This window comes from Grimontia kaedaensis, assembly GCF_023746615.1.
In the GTDB taxonomy this organism is placed as follows: Bacteria; Pseudomonadota; Gammaproteobacteria; order Enterobacterales; family Vibrionaceae; genus Enterovibrio; species Enterovibrio kaedaensis.
Genome location: NZ_CP082275.1, coordinates 154,408 through 172,553, shown reverse-complemented (window position 1 = coordinate 172,553; position 18,146 = coordinate 154,408). Strand labels below are relative to the sequence as shown.

18 protein-coding genes are annotated in these 18,146 nt (G+C 50.3%); 11 read left to right on the top strand and 7 right to left on the bottom strand.

What is annotated here, in order from left to right:
* Nucleotides 1–7: 7 nt before the first annotated feature.
* On the top strand, nt 8–493 hold the full coding sequence (rraA, locus tag K6Q96_RS00860) for a ribonuclease E activity regulator RraA (protein ID WP_251877122.1): 486 nt from the start codon (nt 8–10) through the stop codon (nt 491–493).
* Between the two features lie 57 nt (nt 494–550).
* Here rraA and zapB read toward each other — a convergent pair whose 3' ends face one another.
* On the bottom strand, nt 551–793 hold the full coding sequence (zapB, locus tag K6Q96_RS00855; RefSeq protein WP_251877120.1) for a cell division protein ZapB: 243 nt from the start codon (nt 791–793) through the stop codon (nt 551–553).
* Nucleotides 794–1,593: 800 nt separating this feature from the next.
* On the opposite strand from zapB, the gene glpK reads away from it, so the two are divergent.
* On the top strand, nt 1,594–3,099 hold the full coding sequence (gene glpK / locus K6Q96_RS00850; protein ID WP_251877118.1) for a glycerol kinase GlpK: 1,506 nt from the start codon (nt 1,594–1,596) through the stop codon (nt 3,097–3,099).
* A gap of 161 nt (nt 3,100–3,260) precedes the next feature.
* Nucleotides 3,261–4,268 carry a class II fructose-bisphosphatase gene (gene glpX / locus K6Q96_RS00845; protein WP_251877116.1) on the top strand — a complete coding sequence of 336 codons (1,008 nt, stop codon included), beginning with the start codon at nt 3,261–3,263 and terminating at the stop codon, nt 4,266–4,268.
* A gap of 63 nt (nt 4,269–4,331) precedes the next feature.
* Here glpX and K6Q96_RS00840 read toward each other — a convergent pair whose 3' ends face one another.
* Together K6Q96_RS00840 and K6Q96_RS00835 are read right to left on the bottom strand one after the other, a co-directional pair.
* Nucleotides 4,332–5,876 carry a DHA2 family efflux MFS transporter permease subunit gene (locus K6Q96_RS00840; RefSeq protein WP_251877114.1) on the bottom strand — a complete coding sequence of 515 codons (1,545 nt, stop codon included), beginning with the start codon at nt 5,874–5,876 and terminating at the stop codon, nt 4,332–4,334.
* Complete coding sequence (locus K6Q96_RS00835) at nt 5,860–6,888, bottom strand: HlyD family secretion protein (protein ID WP_251877112.1); 1,029 nt, start codon at nt 6,886–6,888, stop codon at nt 5,860–5,862. The genes K6Q96_RS00840 and K6Q96_RS00835 overlap by 17 nt, the downstream gene beginning before the upstream one ends.
* 302 nt (nt 6,889–7,190) lie before the next feature.
* On the opposite strand from K6Q96_RS00835, the gene K6Q96_RS00830 reads away from it, so the two are divergent.
* The 3 genes from K6Q96_RS00830 to K6Q96_RS00820 all read left to right on the top strand — a co-directional run bounded on the left by K6Q96_RS00830 (nt 7,191) and on the right by K6Q96_RS00820 (nt 9,208).
* Complete coding sequence (locus K6Q96_RS00830) at nt 7,191–7,811, top strand: helix-turn-helix transcriptional regulator (RefSeq protein ID WP_251877110.1); 621 nt, start codon at nt 7,191–7,193, stop codon at nt 7,809–7,811.
* A 36-nt stretch (nt 7,812–7,847) separates the two neighbouring features.
* On the top strand, nt 7,848–8,591 hold the full coding sequence (locus K6Q96_RS00825; RefSeq protein ID WP_251877108.1) for a ferredoxin--NADP reductase: 744 nt from the start codon (nt 7,848–7,850) through the stop codon (nt 8,589–8,591).
* A 278-nt stretch (nt 8,592–8,869) separates the two neighbouring features.
* A complete protein-coding gene (locus tag K6Q96_RS00820; RefSeq protein WP_251877106.1) occupies nt 8,870–9,208 on the top strand; it encodes a DUF3135 domain-containing protein in 339 nt (112 codons plus the stop codon).
* Between the two features lie 50 nt (nt 9,209–9,258).
* Here K6Q96_RS00820 and K6Q96_RS00815 read toward each other — a convergent pair whose 3' ends face one another.
* Complete coding sequence (locus K6Q96_RS00815) at nt 9,259–9,606, bottom strand: 5-carboxymethyl-2-hydroxymuconate Delta-isomerase (protein ID WP_251877104.1); 348 nt, start codon at nt 9,604–9,606, stop codon at nt 9,259–9,261.
* A 280-nt stretch (nt 9,607–9,886) separates the two neighbouring features.
* Here K6Q96_RS00815 and tpiA point away from each other — a divergent pair, with 280 nt between their 5' ends.
* Together tpiA and K6Q96_RS00805 are read left to right on the top strand one after the other, a co-directional pair.
* The gene (gene tpiA, locus K6Q96_RS00810; protein WP_251877102.1) at nt 9,887–10,657 is read left to right on the top strand and encodes a triose-phosphate isomerase; all 771 of its coding nucleotides are present in this window, start codon (nt 9,887–9,889) and stop codon (nt 10,655–10,657) included.
* 113 nt (nt 10,658–10,770) lie between these two features.
* A complete protein-coding gene (locus K6Q96_RS00805) occupies nt 10,771–11,235 on the top strand; it encodes a tRNA (cytidine(34)-2'-O)-methyltransferase (protein WP_251877100.1) in 465 nt (154 codons plus the stop codon).
* A gap of 49 nt (nt 11,236–11,284) precedes the next feature.
* Here the strand turns inward: K6Q96_RS00805 and K6Q96_RS00800 are convergent, their stop codons facing one another.
* The 3 genes from K6Q96_RS00800 to K6Q96_RS00790 all read right to left on the bottom strand — a co-directional run bounded on the left by K6Q96_RS00800 (nt 11,285) and on the right by K6Q96_RS00790 (nt 15,157).
* Complete coding sequence (locus K6Q96_RS00800; RefSeq protein WP_251877099.1) at nt 11,285–12,958, bottom strand: methyl-accepting chemotaxis protein; 1,674 nt, start codon at nt 12,956–12,958, stop codon at nt 11,285–11,287.
* 133 nt (nt 12,959–13,091) lie between these two features.
* Complete coding sequence (gene cpxA / locus K6Q96_RS00795; RefSeq protein ID WP_251877097.1) at nt 13,092–14,462, bottom strand: envelope stress sensor histidine kinase CpxA; 1,371 nt, start codon at nt 14,460–14,462, stop codon at nt 13,092–13,094.
* The gene (locus K6Q96_RS00790; protein WP_251877095.1) at nt 14,462–15,157 is read right to left on the bottom strand and encodes a response regulator; all 696 of its coding nucleotides are present in this window, start codon (nt 15,155–15,157) and stop codon (nt 14,462–14,464) included. Before K6Q96_RS00790 ends, cpxA begins: the two co-directional genes overlap by 1 nt.
* A gap of 179 nt (nt 15,158–15,336) precedes the next feature.
* Between K6Q96_RS00790 and K6Q96_RS00785 the strand changes: the two genes are divergently transcribed.
* The 3 genes from K6Q96_RS00785 to pfkA all read left to right on the top strand — a co-directional run bounded on the left by K6Q96_RS00785 (nt 15,337) and on the right by pfkA (nt 18,086).
* A complete protein-coding gene (locus K6Q96_RS00785) occupies nt 15,337–15,819 on the top strand; it encodes a CpxP family protein (protein ID WP_062666953.1) in 483 nt (160 codons plus the stop codon).
* Nucleotides 15,820–15,967: 148 nt separating this feature from the next.
* Nucleotides 15,968–16,864 carry a CDF family cation-efflux transporter FieF gene (gene fieF / locus K6Q96_RS00780; protein WP_251877093.1) on the top strand — a complete coding sequence of 299 codons (897 nt, stop codon included), beginning with the start codon at nt 15,968–15,970 and terminating at the stop codon, nt 16,862–16,864.
* Between the two features lie 259 nt (nt 16,865–17,123).
* Entirely contained in the window at nt 17,124–18,086 is a 963-nt protein-coding gene (gene pfkA / locus K6Q96_RS00775) for a 6-phosphofructokinase (RefSeq protein WP_062666949.1), read from the top strand.
* Nucleotides 18,087–18,146: the final 60 nt, after the last annotated feature.

The following is an 18,146-nucleotide window of genomic DNA, read 5'->3' as shown; positions in this document are numbered from 1 at the left end:
TCTGACTATGGAATACAATACCTCCGAACTGTGTGACATGTACCTGGATCAGGTTGATGTTCTTGAGCCGATGATGAGTTCATACGGTGGCCGCAGCTCTTTTGGTGGTCAGGTGACAACCATCAAGTGCTTTGAAGACAATGGACTGATTCGTGAAGTGGCCGAGCAGGAAGGCGAAGGCCGTGTAATGCTGGTAGACGGTGGCGGCTCACTGCGCCGTGCATTGGTTGATGCAGACATTGCAGCCATGGCTGCGGACAACAACTGGGAAGGCATTGTGGTGTATGGGTGTGTACGCGATGTCGATACCATTGACGAGCTGGATATCGGTATTCAAGCGCTGGCATCCATTCCGGTGGGAGCAGATAGCCAAAGTATTGGTGAAGTGGATGTGCCAGTGAATTTCGGTGGTGTGACTTTCTTGCCGGAAGACCACCTGTATGCAGACACCACAGGCGTTATCCTTTCTCAGGAAGCGATTGATATCGAGTAATTCCCTGCTTCACGCAGAGAGAAAAACAGAGCCTTAAGGCTCTGTTTTTGTTTTGGCTTATTCGACTTCTTCGATTTTGCCAAGCAGGCTGCGAATACGTTGTTGCCATGCTTCTTGATCCGCCTTCAGGCGAGCATTTTCCTGCTCCAGCGCTTCACGGCCTTCACGAATCGTGTTTGATTCACTGCTCAGTGTTTCGTTCTTCTCTTTCAGTTCTTCGATTTCCATCTGCAGCAGAGAAATTGTGTCTACTGCCATCTGAACCTTGGCTTCAAGCTGCTCTAAAATTTCCAATGACATCAAGGCCACCTATGTGTTCCAACTTATCAATTCTCTCGCCAAGGCTCGCCATCTCTGGTTTCACGCCTTGTGCGTCCCAAAGAGCTATTCTAACTGCCCATGACATGAGTCGCACCTTCGGATTTCCTATTTAGGTCACAAGCGGACAAAAAATCACCATTTATGCGAGTTCCTAACCCATTGATTCTTTATGATTATGCTTTACCACTCACAAAAATGACTAAAAATGCGATCACAAGCAATTTCTATTCACTCAACCCGTGTTAGGGTAATGGCGATCGTATCTCTCTTGGATTACTCCAAGACTTGCCGAACTCGGCCGGGCTGACACTTTGCTGTCAGCCTTTTTCTTTTCTGGGAATCTCACTGTCTCATTTCTCATTTCTAAGCATCCAATGCGCGAAAACGCTCACCAAACGAACAAATAATGAGCGAACGCACATTTTGCTTGCCCGCCACTTTCCGAAAACTGTTTCGCCGATAAAGTAATGAACACGATACCCAAACAACCTGAAGATACTCGCATTCAGAGGTCATCAATGCGTTCAATTCGAGGCAAATTTCTCGAGGAATAGTTGTTCTATTTCCGTGGAATTTAACGAAGAAGTGGGCGCATTGAAGGCCTCCCTTCGGGCGAGGTGACTGACGCCGTGCTCTTTGTTGTTCCTTTTTGATGGAGGTGACTACACCTACAAAGGAACGCCACGATCACAACGCCAGTCAAACTCGCTGAATCCTGCATCTTCAGGTGGTTTGGGTATAAAAAACACTATGCTTTAAGAAAACAGCGAGGAGATTTCATGAGCACCGAACCGAAATATATTGTCGCCCTCGATCAGGGAACCACCAGCTCAAGAGCCGTTATCCTTGACCACGATGCCAATATCGTGACGGTCGCCCAACGCGAATTCACCCAAATCTACCCTGAGTCCGGCTGGGTTGAGCATGACCCGTTGGAAATCTTCGCCACCCAGACCTCAACACTGGTTGAGGCCATGGGCAAAGTGGGAATACGCTCCGATGAAATCGCCGCCATTGGTATTACCAACCAGCGTGAAACCACCATTGTCTGGAATCGCCACACCGGAAAGCCAATTTATAACGCGATTGTTTGGCAGTGCCGCCGCACCGCACCGATTTGTGAGCAGCTTAAAGCCGACGGCTACGAAGAGTACATTCGTGACAATACTGGTTTGGTGGTAGATCCGTATTTCTCCGGTACAAAAATTAAATGGATTCTCGACCATGTTGATGGCGCGCATGAGCTCGCGAAAAACGGCGACCTGATGTTTGGCACTGTCGATACCTGGCTGATTTGGAAGATGACTCAAGGACGCGTCCACGTCACTGACTACACCAACGCCAGCCGTACCATGCTGTTTAATATTAACTCGCTCGAGTGGGATGAAACCCTGCTCAAAGCGCTGGATATTCCGCTCTCCATGATGCCGGAAGTGAAGTCATCTTCTGAGATCTATGGTCAGGCTAACCTCGGCGGTAAAGGCGGCACCCGCGTACCGATCGCCGGGATCGCAGGGGATCAGCAAGCCGCCCTGTTCGGTCAGATGTGTGTGGAAGCCGGTCAGGCGAAAAATACCTACGGCACTGGCTGTTTCCTTCTGATGAACACCGGCAAAGAGAAAGTCACCTCTCACAATGGTTTGCTGACGACGTTGGCCTGCGGGCCGAAAGGCGAAGTGGCTTATGCGCTGGAAGGTGCCGTGTTTATGGGCGGTGCGTCCATTCAATGGCTACGTGATGAAATGAAGCTCATTACAGACGCCAGCGATTCTGAATACTTCGCCACCAAGGTCGACACCAGCAATGGCGTTTATGTGGTACCCGCCTTTACCGGTTTGGGTGCGCCACATTGGGACCCGTACGCGCGCGGTGCCATCGTTGGCCTGACGCGGGGAGTGAATTCCAACCACATCATCCGCGCGACGCTGGAAAGTGTTGCCTACCAGTCTCTCGATGTACTGACCGCGATGGAAGCAGACTCCGGCATCAAACTCGATTTCCTGAAAGTCGACGGCGGCGCGGTGGCAAATAACTTCCTGATGCAGTTCCAGTCTGACGTTTTGAACACTGAAGTGCAGCGCCCGAAAGTCACCGAAGTGACTGCACTGGGTTCGGCCTACCTTGCTGGTCTTGCCGTGGGTTTCTGGGGCTCGATTGATGAGCTAAAAGACAAAGCCCAGATTGACCGTGTGTTTACACCATGCGCAGACGATGGCAAACGCGAACGCCGTCATCGCGGCTGGCAGAGGGCAGTCGAGTGCGCCAAAGGCTGGGAGCAGCCATAACCTTTTGTTGACGCGCCTTTCCATCGGAGGGGCGCGCCTTCGTCTCAAAAACGCAAACGTTTCCTTTTTCCTTATGGTAGAATCCGCGCCGAGATTTTTCGTTGCCGCTCAAAGATGTCGGCAACGCCCCACTTTCATGTATTAAATTCTCTGGAGTTAAGATGAAACGCGATTTAGCGATGGCTTTTTCACGCGTCACAGAAGGCGCAGCACTGGCGGGTTACAAGTGGCTTGGCCGCGGTGACAAAAATGCCGCTGATGGCGCTGCCGTAGAAGTGATGCGCGTTTTGCTGAACAAAACCGACATTGAAGGTGAAATTGTTATCGGTGAAGGCGAAATCGACGAAGCGCCAATGCTATACATCGGTGAGAAAGTGGGACTGGGTGGCGACGCGGTAGATATCGCGGTTGACCCAATCGAAGGCACCCGTATGACGGCAATGGGTCAGTCCAACGCGCTGGCTGTATTGGCAGCAGGCGAGAAAGGCACCTTCCTGAAAGCCCCAGACATGTACATGGAAAAACTGGTGGTTGGCCCTGAAGCAAAAGGCGTGATCAACATTGAACTGCCGCTTCGCGACAACCTGATCAACATTGCCAAGGCACTTGGTAAATCGCTGGATGAGCTGGTTGTCACGACGCTGGCGAAGCCACGTCACGACGACACCATCCGCGAAATGCAGCAAATGGGCATCAAGGTCTTCGCGATTCCTGACGGCGACGTTGCAGCGTCTATCCTGACCTGTATGCCAGACAGTGAAGTGGATGTGATGTACGGCATCGGCGGCGCACCGGAAGGTGTGGTGTCTGCCGCGGTTATCCGCGCACTGGGCGGTGACATGAATGGCCGCCTTCTTCCTCGCCATGATGTGAAAGAAGACAACGAAGAAAACCGCCGCATGGGTGAACTGGAAATCGAGCGCTGCAAAGAGATGGGCATCGAAACCAATGTCCGTCTGAAGATGGAAGACGTGGCGAGCAGCGACAATGTGATTTTCTCAGCGACAGGCATCACCAAAGGCGATCTGCTGGAAGGCATCACCCGCAAAGGCAACATCGCGACCACAGAGACCCTACTTATTCGCGGTAAGTGCCGCACTATCCGTCGTATCAAGTCTATCCATTATCTGGATCGTAAAGACGACGCAGTGAAAGCAAACATCCTGTAATTGCAGTGATGAACCAGAAAAAAGCACGCCAAGGCGTGCTTTTTTGTTTATCGACCAGAGGACTCAATGGCCGCCCGGCAAACCACCTTCCCGTTTCTCGCCTTTTTTGAACAGCGCCAATAAAGGCACTAAAAAGAAGTACGACACCATGATAAATCCGAAGGTGTAAACGAACGCGAGCAACGTCGATTGCTGGTGAAGCATATTGGTCACCGTCGCAATAAACCCCGGATCCGTGACCGACTGTCCCTGCGCGGCCGCAAATTGCTGAACCACCGGGTTTTCGGGCGTGATCCCACCACCCAGAGAGTTCCACTCTTTTTGCTGGATACGGCTGAAATACGTGTTCACGATAGAGATACCGAATGAACCACCCAAAGTACGGCAAAGATTAAACACCACCGCCCCGCCCACCGCATGATTTGGCGCGAGTGTCGCGTATGCCAGTTGGCTCAGTGGCGCAAATACCAAGCCCATTCCAGCCCCCTGAATAATGCTTGGCAGCAGCACCCAATAAATATCGATATCAAGTGAGTAGCGCATCATCATAAAGCTGCCGATACCATTCAGAACCAGTCCAATCACTATCAGCATTCGCGGATCCAAACGGTCGATAATCCGGGAGATAGAGAGCAGCACAATGGCGGATGCAAGCCCCCGCGGCGCCATCACAAAGCCCGTGGTATCCACTGGGTAATTCAACAGTTGCTCAAGCATCATCGGCTGCAGTTGGGTGATACCGAACATGCCCATCGAAAAACCCGTCATCACAATACAAGACAGCAATAGGTTCCTGTCTTTGAGTAGCCACATTGGCGCGATTTCGCCTTTGGTGCGGAACGAGCGTATCAGGAAAAACGCCCAGGCCAGTACAGCAATGACCAAAGAGAACAAGATCGTGTTTGAACTAAACCAGCCATCCTCATTACCGCGCTCAAGCACCATCTGCAAAAGCCCAATACCGATGGCCATGCCAAATACCAACGGCCAGTCGACAGTAGTTTTACCCCGGCCATCCAGGTGTACAAAAAAATACAGCAATGACAGGCACAAAGCCCCAACAGGCACGTTTACGTAGAAAATCCAGCGCCAGTCCATGTTCTCGGTGATCAAGCCACCGACGGTTGGGCCAAGAATGGGACCTAATAAAACGCCGACAGAAAAGAGCGCCATCGCTTTACCACGCTCTTCCTTAGGATAGATCTGGACCATGATGGATTGAGATAGCGGGATGACGGCTGCCCCAAACGCGCCCTGCATGATGCGGAAAATGATCATTTCCGTCAGGGTGTCCGCCTGGCCGCAAAGCGCCGATGTGGTGATGAAGCCCGCCACCGATACCAAAAGCAGCTTACGCACACCAAATTTCAGGCTGAGATAGCTCGCCAGCGGAATGCATATCGCTTCTGCCATGGAATAAGAGGTCAACACCCAGGTTACCTGCTCAGAGGTCACACCCAGCGCGCCCATCATATGCGGCAGCGACACATTGGCGATAGTCATGTCCAGCAATACCATGATGGCGGAGAGCATTACCGCCAAAGTGACCATCAACCTCGCACTGCCGGCCTCCATCGGCTGTGGAGAAATATCACTGTTGGCTGTCATTGGCTTTCGCCTTTGCAAGGGTATCAATGGTTACTATCGCGCTTGCCCCAACCCGCAGTGGTGGCTCGTCAGCCTCTCTCGTGATGGTCAATCTCACCGGAAATCGTTGCGGCACTTTCACCCAGTTACCGGTGGCATTTTCCGGCGGCAACAAGGAAAAAGAGGTACCACTTGCCGGCGAAATCGCCTGCACCACGCCTTTAAAGGTCACATCAGAGTACATATCCAACACGATCGTGGCCGTCATATCAGGTTGGATATAACCCAGCGCATCTTCTTTGTAATTGGCCTCCACCCAGAAGGAGTTATCCTCAATCATCGGCATTAAGGACTGTCCCGGCGCAACCACACTGCCCGGACGCACTTTCACATCCCCCAGCGTGCCGGAAGTCGGCGCAATAATTGTGGTATAGGAGAGATTCAGCGAGGCTTCCGATAAAGCTGCCGCAGCTTGACGAACAGCAGGAGCCTCGGTGCCGGATGCGCCCTGCTCACTAATCAACTGTGACATTCTCGCCCGCGCGGCATCGAGGTTGTTTTTCGCCGCTGCCAGTTCCGCTTTTAAATCATCACCGGACTGTTTTGGTAGCACGCCACGCTCCACCAGCGCCATATTGCGGCGATATTTCTCCTCAACATCATTCAGCTGTGCCGAGGCAGATTGGATTTGCGCACTCGCACCGACAATCGCATCGCTGGTTGCTTTGTTAGCTGCCACTGCGTTTTCGTATCCAGCCTTCGCCTGCTCGACTCTGGCTTGATAGGGCGCAGGGTTGATGCGGGCAATCACCTGCCCCTTATCGACATGGTCAAAATCGACCACGTTGACTTCCGTCAGTTGGCCACTTATTTGAGGCGCGATATAAAGAATGTGTCCATGCACATAGGCATCATCAGTGCTGGGATACTGCTCTTGATGGCGAATGTAGAAATAGGCTGCAATTACCAGTATCGCCGCAACTCCAGCCAGAATGACGAGATTTTTAATAGGGAATTTTTTTTGCTCCGTCATGCGACCTCCTCCGACCGCCAAAAGCTGAGAACAGATAACCTGATTCTCAAAACATCGGGAGAGTCTAGACAGGGAAAGACACCTTCGTACCGCTACCCTATGCGATCAGTTGACTTTCAAGCGTGATTTTTAAGGATGTGACAGTACATCTCACTTTGACGACACGAAACAGCGCCGTTTGAGTTTCCGTCACTGAAATAGGGGCTCTTGCCTCAATGAACTAGCATTAAATAAGTAAAGACATTGCTTTATTTACCCACATCCCCGCATAATGAAGTATCCAAATCAGTGACGAAGATGCGATGAAAACAGTCGATAAAATCCTGCACAAGATAAAACGTGAAGGCGCAGTGAGTGCGCGAGTGTTGGCAGATGAAATGGGCTTAACCACCATGGGCATCCGCCAGCACCTTCAGGCCATGGAAGACGAAGGCCTGTTGGATTTTAGTGATATTCGCGTCAAAGTCGGCCGCCCAACCCGCCATTGGTCGCTGACTGCAGAAGGTCATCGCCGCTTTGCCGATAGTCACGGCGATCTCGCTATTTCAGTGATCGACTCAGTAGAGTCTTTGTTTGGCGAAGCAGGCCTTAAGAAAGTCATTCAGCAACGGGAAGAAAAAACGTTGCAGCATTACCGCGACGCGCTCAAAGATTGCCACAATTTAAAGGCTAAACTTGAAACCTTGGCGTATCTTAGAGAGAGCGAAGGTTACATGGCCGAGCTGCAGGAAATCGATGACGGTTTCTTGTTAATCGAAAACCACTGTCCTATCTGCCAGGCCGCCAAGCGTTGTCCGGCATTGTGTAAATCAGAAAAGAATATCTTCCGAACCGTACTGGGTAACGAGTATCAGGTCACGCGCGAAGAGCACATCATAGAAGGGCAGCGTCGTTGTACATATAAAGTTCAAGCACGAGAGTAATGCGCACAGAAAACTAAATTTTAATGAGGGGGTTGCATGGCTACTTGGATCAAAGCGGAAGTTATTGAAAATCGTCGCTGGAGTAAAGATCTGTTCAGCCTCGTCCTCGACGCCAATGTCTCTCCCTTTACCGCAGGGCAATTTACTAAGCTCGGTTTGGAAATTGACGGCAAAATTATTCAACGCGCTTACTCTTTTGTTAATCCTCCTAACAGCAAATATACTGAAATTTACGCCACACGCGTGGCGGACGGTTTGCTCTCTCCCCGCTTACATGAACTGGAAACCGGTGATTCGGTGTTGATCACTCAGGAAGCCAGCGGATTTTTCACATTGGAGGAAATTCCTGAAGGCGAAGATTTATGGATGTTGTCCACTGGCACCGCTATTGGTCCCTTCTTGTCTATTTTGCAAGAAGACGAAGTTTGGCAACGTTTTCGAAAAGTTGTGTTGGTACATGCAGTACGTTTTTCTGCTGATCTTAGCTATCAAGCAGAAATTAACGAGCTCAAGCAAAAACGCAGCGATCAAATCATCGTACAACCTTTCGTCAGCCGTGAGCCTAAGGCTGGTGCACTGTCCGGACGCATTACACACGCGCTCGAAGATGGTCTGCTAGAGCGGGTTGTCGGGCTGAATATAACCCAAGAGAAGAGTCAGGTGATGCTTTGCGGTAACCCTCAGATGGTTAAAGATGTTCGCGCAATCTTGATAGAAAAAGGGTTAGAGAAGAACCTCCGCCGTAAGCCTGGTAACATTACCACCGAACAATATTGGTGAAACTGACTACTTATCCTGCCTATTTTTGAGGGGAAAACGTCTGTTTTTCCCTCTCAAAGAAAAAATCACTAACTTTCACACTCATTCTTATTATTGAGACCCAAAAATACCGTATGTCGTGTTTTTGGTCGCAATCAATCAATTACCTGTATCAGACTCAAAACACACCCGAATCATTAACAGCCATTGTCTCACCTGTGAGTCATAGGTGTGATTGATTGCTCATTTTTTAACCGTATAGTCTAAGGCAAGTCATGCGCAGCCAGAGGAGTAATGCCATGAAAACGTTGCCTTCATTTGACGAATTAAAAGCGTTAGCAGAAAACGATCCGCAAGCACTGGAAGCGCTGAGGATTGAAATGAGCGAAGAGATCATCGAGAGCGCCAGCGAGAGTATGCAGCCAAAGCTACGTGCACAGATGAGCCACATCAACCGAGTAATCTCATCAGGGAAAAACCCAAACCATGTGAATGCGTTGTTGATGAAAGAGTTGATGCGTCAGTTTGACCGCTTCTCAACCGCCATCAATAACCCACAAGCTTTAACTGAGCGAAGCGCAACCGTCACTACATTGCACCCGAAACGTAACGAAGCAACCGTTGCGATTGAAGGCTAACTCAGTTTTTGAGCGGTGGTTCGCCACCGCCACCCTTTTTGGCCTTCTTTCTAGCGTTTTACCTTCGCGTACCAGCGCCTGTCCATATCCCTGACATCCACACTTAGACTTGCCACTTCCGGCGCATGCTGTTGCATCACGTCTATAAATGCATGGCTGAGGTTTCTCTTTTGCTCTTCATCACGTCCATCTAACAGCCACAAGGTGACGTGGATGAAGTTTTCCTGATCATCCTTATCCGCAACCAACCAATCATGGCAGGCATAGGCTCGTGACTTAACGTCACTGACATCGAAAATACCGCTGCCAATCGCTGTCTGATGCAGATCTTCCAAGAGCTGGCCAACGCTGACCCGCTCTGAAACCGGATCACTGTACTCCATGACAATATGGGGCATAACTCACTCCTTGTTACGATAATGAGCCACTCTACCGCAGCATTTAGGGCGATTGTTACTAAAGAGAAGAATATTCTCCTCAGATCACACCACGCCATCTTTCACTCGCAAGTGCTAATCCGAAAATTTATAACGAAATTTTGTTACTCAAAGGTTCACATTTGCGCGCAAAACGAGTACAAACGATGGCATTTATGATTTTGGACAGGAAACGCTGACAGCGCTGCTGTTATCGTTGCCGAAACTGAATTTCGATAATTGGATTACGGAGGAATTCCCTATGCGCCGTCCATTGGTAATGGGTAACTGGAAACTGAACGGCAGTAAAGCCATGGTAGCAGATCTGATCAAAGGTCTGGACGCACAACTTGCTGGCGTTGAAGGTGTTGACGCAGCAATTGCACCACCAGTGATGTACCTAGATCTGGCAGAGCAGCTGCTGGGCAAAGCAGAAAGCAAAATCCTGCTGGGCTCTCAGAACGTTGACGTTAACGCTAGCGGCGCGTTCACTGGCGACATTTCTCCGGAAATGCTGAAAGACTTCGGTGCAACTCACATCATCATCGGTCACTCAGAGCGTCGTGATTACCACGCAGAATCTGACGAGTACGTAGCGAAGAAATTTGCATTCCTGAAAGAACACGGTCTGGTTCCTGTTCTGTGTATCGGTGAATCTGAAGCACAAAACGAAGCTGGCGAAACCGTTGCAGTGTGTGCACGTCAACTTGACGCTGTGATCAACACTCAAGGTGTTGAAGCACTGAACGGCGCTGTTATCGCGTACGAACCAATCTGGGCAATCGGTACCGGTAAAGCAGCGACTGCTGAAGATGCACAACGCATCCACGCTGAAATCCGCGCGCACATCGCAGCGAAGAGCGAAGAAGTGGCGAAGAACGTTGTTATCCAATACGGCGGTTCTGTTAAGCCTGAGAACGCAGAAGCGTACTTCGCTCAACCAGACATCGACGGTGCACTGGTTGGTGGCGCAGCACTGAACGCAGAAAGCTTTGCAGCTATCGCAAAAGCAGCGGCGGTAGCAAAAGCGTAATTCAGACCCGTTCTGAACCGAAAGGAGAAGCAAGGCTTCTCCTTTTTTGTTTCTTTATCCGACTTTTCTCGCCCGCTATACTGCGTTTTTCTTTTGATGACGAGCCTGCTTCCATGTTTCACATTGCGCTTCATGAACCCCAGATTGCCCCGAACACCGGCAACATCATTCGTCTCGCGGCTAACACAGGCTGCAAACTCCATTTGATTGAACCACTGGGTTTTAACTTCGAAGAGAAGAAACTGCGCCGTGCTGGGCTCGATTATCACGACCTGACCAATGTCACCCGTTATCCTGACTACGCGACCTTTCTGAAAGCCATGGGCGAGCGCCGTATTTTTGCCTGCACGACGAAAGGCAGCCGCCCACATTCTGACGTAAACTATCAAGCAGACGACGTGTTTCTGTTTGGATCTGAGACAAGCGGCCTGCCAGATGATGTCCGCAATGCTTTTTCCCCAGATCACCGTATCCGCGTTCCTATGGTGCCGGACAGCCGCAGCTTGAATCTGGCAAATTCGGTATCGGTGATTTGCTATGAAGCATGGCGCCAGCTTGGCTTTGAGGGCGGGCTCTAAAAAAAGAAAGCAGGCCTTGGCCTGCTTTTTTATTTCATCTCCGTGGTTATCACGAAGCCATACCTACCGAGACACGCAGGTTTTTCGCAATCACATTAAGCTTGTCCGTAGCATTGACCAATCCTGCTACCTGATGAGCACTTTCATTGGCCATTTCGCTTATCTTGGTGACGTTCACGTTAACTTCCTCCACCACCCCGTTTTGTTCATCTGCGGCACTGGCAACCTGAAGATTCATGTCAGTAACGCGGGACGTCGCCTCACTAGATTGGTTCAGGAAATCTGCTGATTGGTGAGAGAGTTCGATGGTTTTGTCACCCATTTCGCAGCTTTGCTGCATGGTGTCCACAGCCTCTTTGGTCACGCTGGTGAGCTGGGCAATCATGGTTTCAATCTCTGATGTCGAATCATGGGTACGCTGTGCAAGGCTTCGTACTTCGTCTGCCACAACAGCAAAACCACGCCCTTGTTCACCGGCACGCGCCGCCTCAATGGCTGCGTTCAGCGCCAACAAGTTAGTTTGCTCGGCAATTCCTTTAATCACGTCCAAAACAGAGGTGATATTGGCACTGTTTTTCTCCAGCTCTGTCAGCGCCGCACTGCTTTGCGTCAGACTTTCAATCAGTTGCTGGGTTTGGCTGACCGCTTCATCATTGATGCGCATACATTCAGATGATTTGCCCGAGGCTTCTTCTGTTGCTTGCTGAGTTTGAGTGGCGTTGTTGGCAATTTCCTGCGCCGTCGCTGACATTTCGTTGACTGCTGTAGCGACTTGCAAGATCTCTCCGCTTTGCGCATCGGAGTTTCGCTTCACAGCCTGTGCCGCCTCATCCAACAGATTTACTGCATCAGAAACTTCCTGCGCGACTTTGGCAATCATGCCATTGGTGCTTTGACGGGTACCTTCGAGGTTCTTCTGCAACTCGCCGATAATGCCGGGCTCATCCACCACGGTGGGTTTGCTGAAATCACCATCTGCTTGTACAGAAAGTGCCGCAGATACCTTATTCAAGCCTTCATAAATCCGGTTGAGAATCATCTTAGACATGATAATGGCGACTATCAGCGCAACAATCACAGAAGCGATGACAACGAACTCTAAGACAACAGCCTTTTCTTCAATATCGATAACAGCGGCTTCAGTGAACTTCCCCACGTCAGTCAACAAGCTGTCGACCATTTTTGTGGTTGTCTCTGCTTCCTCACCCACCACCACATCAAGGACTTCCGCTTCGTGGTAATGGCGCCCATCAAGCTCTTTAAATACGTCTTCGACGTGAATCATCCACTTGGAATGTAAAGCTTCTACATCGGCGAGTTTGACGCTCGCTCCGGCGAATGCAACTTGCTCTTCAGCGGTACCGTTGGCGGCACCATCGGCCAACAGCGTTTCGATTTTTGTCCAGTCTTCTCCGACTTTCGCTCCTAAATCATAAAAATAGGCTTTTTCTTTGTCGTAGTTTTCCTGCGCATTGGGTTCCTTGCCGATCTCAAGCGCGTATCTGAAGGCTTTGTTGTAATGGACACGTTGCTCGACTTGATGCTCAGTTGCCTTACTGAGGGATTCAAGTACAGGAATATCTATATGTGCAACCCCTTGAACATGGCTTTCAATGTAAGCCAATTTATAGAAAACAAAAGCCCCAACAAGAATTTGTATTCCGCACACTAGAGCGACGAACATAGTTAGACGCTGTTTAATCGTCATTTTGTTTGCTGACATGAGTAGCCTCTCCGCTAAGCCTTCAACTGCATAGGTAGGGAGAGAGGCGACCTCTCTCCATCAAACTTATCAATAATGTTAGCAAATCGTTTCAAATATGAGAGGTTTATCGTAAATTTTGCTGACTAAGGTATCAGTGAAACGCCTTCAGTGTTAAGCAAACAGTCAAACCGCCTAGGCTGTTCAGCGTCGCTTTTGCACTGCCGTTGTGCTGACGCATTGCACTGTCTGTGATTGCAAGCCCTAATCCAGTACCGCCGCTTTGTCTGTCACGCGCCGTCGAGACCCGGTAAAACGGACGGAAAATGTCATCCAACATTTCTTCGGGTACGCCTTCACCATCATCACTGACCTTTACCGTTAACTCACGGCCAGAGAGAGAAAACACCACATCCACTTTGGCGTCCGCGTATTTGATGGCGTTACGCACCACATTTTCCAATGCGCTGCACAAGAGGTTTCCATTGCCTTCAATTTTCGCCTCAGGAATCGTGTTGTACACCAGTATTTTTCCACTCTCCCCTGCCTCAAATTCAGCGTCCTGCAACAAGGTTTCCCAAAGCTCCTTAAGGGTAAATTCTTCCCGTTCGGCATGGCTGTTGAGCTGCATACGGGACAGCGAAAGCAAGTCAGCGATCATCTGCTCCATACGTTCGGCTTCGGTATCAATACGCGTTAAATCCGTGCTTTCGCCCTGCTTTCGAATCGCAAGTGCATTGGCCATTCGCAGTCGGGTCAGAGGAGAGCGTAGCTCATGGGAGATATCTGATAGTAATCGCTGCTGCCCACTGATCATTTGATTCAGTGCTGTCACCATTTGATTGAAGCTTGCACCGGCCTGCACGAACTCGCGTGGCCCTTTTTCAAGGGACGGGTCAGTTTCAAATCGCCCTTCACCTACACGTTCAGCCGCTGCCTGTAAGCGGCGCGCGGGTCGGGTCACTGCCCAGGCCAACCATAGAAGTAGTGGTGTACTCACCACCATGGTTACCAGAAGCAATTGAAATGGTCTGTCGAGGATTTGTACGTAAAACGGCGGTTTATCACGCCAGAGCTTACCGACATACATCAACGCCTGTTCGCTGCCATCATCAATCAAAAAAGGGCCTGCCAGCATCCACTTTCCATAAAGGCGTTGCATCGGGTCTTCTGGGTCGTCAGCCAGCGATGTGAAGTTTTTCAGCATCCTGCTGCCACCATGATGACCTCTTTCCAATAATTCGCCATCAAGTGTGGTGAAGTAAAACTTCACGGGCTTACGGTCTGGTTGTTTCTTTTGCAGCCTTATCAGCTTTTGTTTCAGTGTCCCATGCATACGGGACACCTCAGTCGATACTTTTTCTGAAAGCTGTGCAAACTCAGCCTTCACCGCTGTCGGCAAGGTATGTTGCTGGCGTGGGTCGCTGTTTTGTGCGGCCAATACTGCAATCAACACCAACAAAAGCGTCAGCCAGAAAATGGCAAAGATACGGCCATAAAGACTTTTAATGGTCGGCAGCTTCATTAGGCCTCCACCAGTAAATAGCCACGGCCGCGCAAGGTTTTAATGCGGGGTTTACCGTCTTCACGCTCAGGTAATTTCTTACGGATGTTAGAAATATGCATATCGATGGCGCGATCAAATGGGGCGAGACGCTTTCCAAGCACATTCAGACTGATGTCAGCTTTCGCTACTATATTACCCGGCTGCTTGACTAAATAAGTCAGTAAAGCCGTTTCTGTCCCTGTCATCTCAATTAGCTGAGACTGGCAGTACACTTCCATCTTGCCCGGATAAATCAGGATATCCTGATATTCCAGCTTGTCCTGTGGGTCATCTGCGCGCTTTTCATCACCGTTTTTCGCAGTGCGACGAAGGATAGCGCGCATGCGGGCAAGCAGCTCGCGATCAGAGAAAGGTTTGGGGAGGTAGTCATCCGCGCCGAGTTCCAACCCCATCACGCGGTCAATCTCTTCACCTTTAGCGGTCAGCATTAATACCGGAGTTTCCCATGTATCACGAAGACGGCGCAGAGTTTCCATTCCGTTCAATACCGGCATCATCACATCCAACAGCACCAAGTCGGTGCTTTCACTGATCTTATCCAGACCTTCCTGACCGTTATTGGCGATGTCCACCTGATAACCTTCGAGCTCCAGCAAGTCGTGAAGTAGGCTGGTCAGTTCTGTGTCGTCATCAATAAGAAGAATGTTTGCCATGGTGTGTACCCAATACTGATTTGTTAAGGCTAGTATCTGCCATTCATCGAGCTGATTCCATGTGTAAGTCTTAGGTTTACCCGCCTTTACATTGCTTTACGTAGGCAGAACACCGGTTTACATCCCAGTGGGTAAAGTTACTCCCATCAAGCGACACAACAAAAACCGGAGAGAACACCATGAAATTTTCAAAACGTATTGCTGCAACTGTTATCGCCCTGCCTCTGATGATGGGCTCAATGTCTGCCATGGCATTTGGCGGCAAACATCACGATGGTGAAGGTATGCACGGCGGTAAGGGAATGATGGGTAAACACCTTCTGCGTGGCGTAGACCTGACCGATGAGCAAAAAGCAGAACTCAAAACACTGCGTGAGCAAAAACGCGAAGACATGAAGGCGAGCAAAGGCGAATTCCGCACTCAGATGATGGCTGACCGCCAACAAATGCAAGCGCTGATGCTGGCAGACAACTTCGACGAAGCAGCGGTGCGTGCGCTGGCAGAGAAGATGGTCGACCAACAAGTTGAGCGCCGTGTAGCCATGATGAAAGGCCAGCACGAAATGATGACCATTCTGACCCCTGAGCAAAAAGTTCAGGTAAAAGAAAACATGGACAAAATGGCTGAGCGCATGCAAAAACGCATGGAGAAACGCGGCTAATTGCCCTTTCACACCAATAGGTTCCCCTGAATGCCGGCGCTTGCCGGCATTCGGCGTTTCGAGCCTTTTCTTTCAGCGTTCAAGCGGTGCGTTAATTTGTCGCGAAAAGCGTTATACTGCACATACTTAAATCACGCTGATAGTGCTCATGACTGAAAGATACGCCCGACTCGTTCAGGCCGCTGCCTGGGCGGCGACCATTACCGCCACTTTCCTCCTTCTGATGAAGCTTTTCACTTGGTGGTACACCGGTTCGGTCAGCTTACTGGCATCCCTTGTTGACTCCTTGATTGATCTTCTTGCCTCGATCACCAACTTGCTGGTGGTGCGTTATGCACTACAACCTGCCGATGAGGAACACAGGTTCGGACATGGCAAAGCCGAGTCTCTCGCCGCCCTCGCCCAATCAGCATTTATTGTTGGCTCAGCCTGCTTCTTGTTGCTAAACGGCGTCGAGCGCCTGTTTAAGCCCACCGACTTGCATCATCCAGAAGCAGGGGTACTCATCAGTGTGATCGCAACGCTTATTACTGGCGGGTTGGTACTGTTCCAGAAATGGGTCGTTCGTAAAACGGGGAGCCAGGCGATTGCGGCGGACTCCCTCCACTATCAGTCTGACCTTTTCATGAACATTGCCATTATCGTGGCACTGGGATTGGCCTGGTACGGCTTTCCTATGGCTGATGCAATTTTCGCCATTGGTATCGGTATTTTCATTCTGGTCAGTGCCTTTAGGATGGCGTATGAAGCGGTGCAGTCACTGCTTGACCACCAGCTTCCTGTGGAAGACCAGGAGAAGATTTACACCTTGGCATCGACAGTGCCAGGCGTGGAAGGAGTCCACGATTTGCGTACGCGTCAGGCAGGTGCAACGCGCTTTATCCAGCTTCATCTAGAGCTGGATGACAACCTCAAACTGGTTGATGCGCACCGTATCGCAGATGCGGTAGAAGACCGCCTGGAGGTGGCCTACCCTGGCGCAGATATCCTGATCCATCAGGATCCGGTCTCAATCGTAGGAAAATCACCGCGTGAACAAATTTAATACACGCCAGCGCACGAATATTTGCAACGGTTACTGATATTTATCAACGAAAAACGTTAGCAAAATTGTAATAGTCTTTCATAAGTAGGAAAGTTACAGTTTCAAAGGCGAGGTCAGCAAGCTAAACTGGCACGTCTCGTGTGTTGGGGCAAACCCGCGTTACCTGCTAAGACTTTCACCGGAAAGCTGGGGTGGGATGCCAGTTTCGACATGCGGTAAATGGATTTGAAATTTCAATTCCCAAAGTCAGAGGGTAACCATGGTTAGTAAAATTGGTGTTTTGACCAGTGGCGGTGACGCCCCGGGTATGAATGCAGCGATTCGTGGCGTTGTTCGCGCCGCACTGAGCGAAGGTCTGGAAGTTTACGGTATTTACGACGGCTATCAGGGTCTGCATCAGAATCGCATCGAGAAACTGAACCGCACCAGCGTTTCAGACATTATCAACAAAGGCGGTACTTTCCTGGGTTCTGCACGCTTCCCTGAGTTCAAAGACGAGAAGGTGCGTGAGCAGGCAATCCAGAACATGAAGATGCACGGCATTGACGCACTGGTTGTGATCGGCGGTGACGGCTCTTACATGGGTGCGAAGAAGCTGACTGAGATGGGCTTCCCATGTATCGGTCTGCCGGGCACTATCGACAACGATATTCCGGGCACTGACTACACCATTGGCTACCTGACTGCACTGAACACCGTTGTTGAAGCGATTGACCGTCTGCGTGACACATCTTCTTCTCACCAGCGTATTTCTATCGTAGAAGTGATGGGCCGCCACTGTGGCGATCTGACGCTGGCTGCGTCGATTGCGGGCGGCTGTGAGTATCTAATCACCCCTGAAATTGGTCTGGATAAAGAGCAACTGGTTGCCAAGATCAAAGAAGGTATCTACAAAGGTAAGAAGCACGCCATCATCGCGATTACTGAGCTGATGACGGATACTAACGAGCTGGCAGCTTACATTGAGTCAGAAACCGGCCGTGAAACACGTGCGACCATTCTGGGTCACATCCAGCGCGGCGGTCAGCCACGTGCTTTCGACCGTATCCTGGCATCCCGCATGGGTGCTTATGCGGTTGACCTGCTGATGCAGGGCGAAGGTGGCCGTTGTGTGGGTATTCAGCGTGAAGAGCTGGTTCACCACGACATCATCGATGCTATCGACAACATGCGACGTCCATTCCGACAGGATCTGTACGACGTAGCAACCAAGCTGTTCTAATCCAGCGGTTGTCGAAAAAGAAACGGAGCCAAGTGGCTCCGTTTTTGTATCGTTTGTTAG